Below are 1,845 nucleotides of genomic sequence, written 5' to 3'. Positions count from 1 at the left end.
AAAGTGCACACCCGCAGCTTCGGTTTATCGCTTAGCCCCGTTACATCTTCCGCGCAGGACGACTCGATCAGTGAGCTATTACGCTTTCTTTAAAGGATGGCTGCTTCTAAGCCAACCTCCTGACTGTCTATGCCTTCCCACTTCGTTTCCCACTTAGCGATAATTCGGGACCTTAGCTGGCGGTCTGGGTTGTTTCCCTCTTGAGTCCGGACGTTAGCACCCGGTGCTCTGTCTCCCAAGCTGTACTTGCGGGTATTCGGAGTTTGCCATAGTTTGGTAAGTCGCCATGACCCCCTAGCTATAACAGTGCTCTACCCCCCGCAGTAATACTTGAGGCACTACCTAAATAGTTTTCGGAGAGAACCAGCTATTTCCAGATTTGTTTAGCCTTTCACCCCTATCCACAGCTCATCCCCTAATTTTTCAACATTAGTGGGTTCGGTCCTCCAGCACGTGTTACCGTGCCTTCAACCTGGCCATGGATAGATCATCTGGTTTCGGGTCTACACCCAGCGACTGAATCGCCCTATTCGGACTCGCTTTCGCTACGGCTTCCCTATTCGGTTAACCTTGCCACTGAATGTAAGTCGCTGACCCATTATACAAAAGGTACGCAGTCACCCCACAAGGAGGCTCCTACTGTTTGTATGCATACGGTTTCAGGATCTATTTCACTCCCCTTCCGGGGTTCTTTTCGCCTTTCCCTCACGGTACTGGTTCACTATCGGTCGATCACGAGTATTTAGCCTTGGAGGATGGTCCCCCCATCTTCAAACAGGATTTCACGTGTCCCGCCCTACTTGTCTTACGCTTAGTTCCACACACAAGATTTCGCCTACAGGGCTATCACCTGCTACGGCCGGACTTTCCATTCCGTTCGACTATCTTGCGTGCTAAAACGTAAAGGCTCTTCCGATTTCGCTCGCCACTACTTTCGGAATCTCGGTTGATTTCTTTTCCTCGAGCTACTGAGATGTTTCAGTTCACCCGGTTCGCTTCCACTGGCCTATGTATTCAGCCAGGGATACCGCATTGCTGCGGTGGGTTTCCCCATTCGGACATCTACGGATCAAAGCTTGTTTGCCAGCTCCCCGTAGCTTTTCGCAGGCTACTACGTCCTTCATCGCCTGTGATCGCCAAGGCATCCACCATATGCACTTAGTCGCTTGATCCTATAACGCTGTAGGCTATAGGACCTGAGTATTAGCGTTTGTGCCGTTCATAAGTTTCAAAGCAGTCTGAGGTTATTCACCCCAGTCTTGAGAACTTGGAACAAAATTAATGCAATCACAACCCGTACCTATCTTCATCGACTCGCGTCGAGTACTTGATAAGTACATTTTCGTTGTGCTTCTTCCAGATTGTTAAAGAACGAATATAGCTGTCAGGTAAAACCTAACTCATAGGATCGTTTGCACGACACTATGAGTTAGCCTCTACATCACCACCAGGTGAGTTTTGAGAATCAATGGTGGAGGTGAACGGGATCGAACCGATGACATCCTGCTTGCAAAGCAGGCGCTCTCCCAGCTGAGCTACACCCCCATATCCCGCATGCGCAGAATACTTGGTGGGTCTGGTTGGATTCGAACCAACGACCCCCGCCTTATCAAGACGGTGCTCTAACCGACTGAGCTACAGACCCAAAACCTTCTCGGATCAGCAGTCAGGTAGTTGGAGACCCAGGGAAGATTCCCTCGACCCAAGCCTACAACTGATCCCAGCTATATCAAACAACCGATAAGAGTGGACGCTTAACACGAGCACTAAGCTCTGAAAGGAGGTGATCCAGCCGCACCTTCCGATACGGCTACCTTGTTACGACTTCACCCCAGTCATGAATCC

General features: G+C 50.1%; 2 tRNA genes and 1 rRNA gene. All 3 read right to left on the bottom strand.

The annotated features are described in order from the left end of the window. Window positions 1-1,172: ribosomal RNA gene (locus tag AC3WOB_RS31610) — 23S ribosomal RNA — on the bottom strand; the annotation flags it as partial. A 297-nt stretch (window positions 1,173-1,469) separates the two neighbouring features. After that, a tRNA-Ala gene (locus AC3WOB_RS31605) sits at window positions 1,470-1,545 on the bottom strand. Window positions 1,546-1,568: 23 nt separating this feature from the next. Continuing rightward, window positions 1,569-1,645 (bottom strand) — tRNA-Ile (locus AC3WOB_RS31600). Window positions 1,646-1,845: the final 200 nt, after the last annotated feature.

The organism is Achromobacter sp. FW305-C-30-7 (assembly GCF_058783105.1).
Note: the sequence above shows the minus strand (reverse complement) of the source record. Positions and strands in the feature narration are given on the sequence as shown.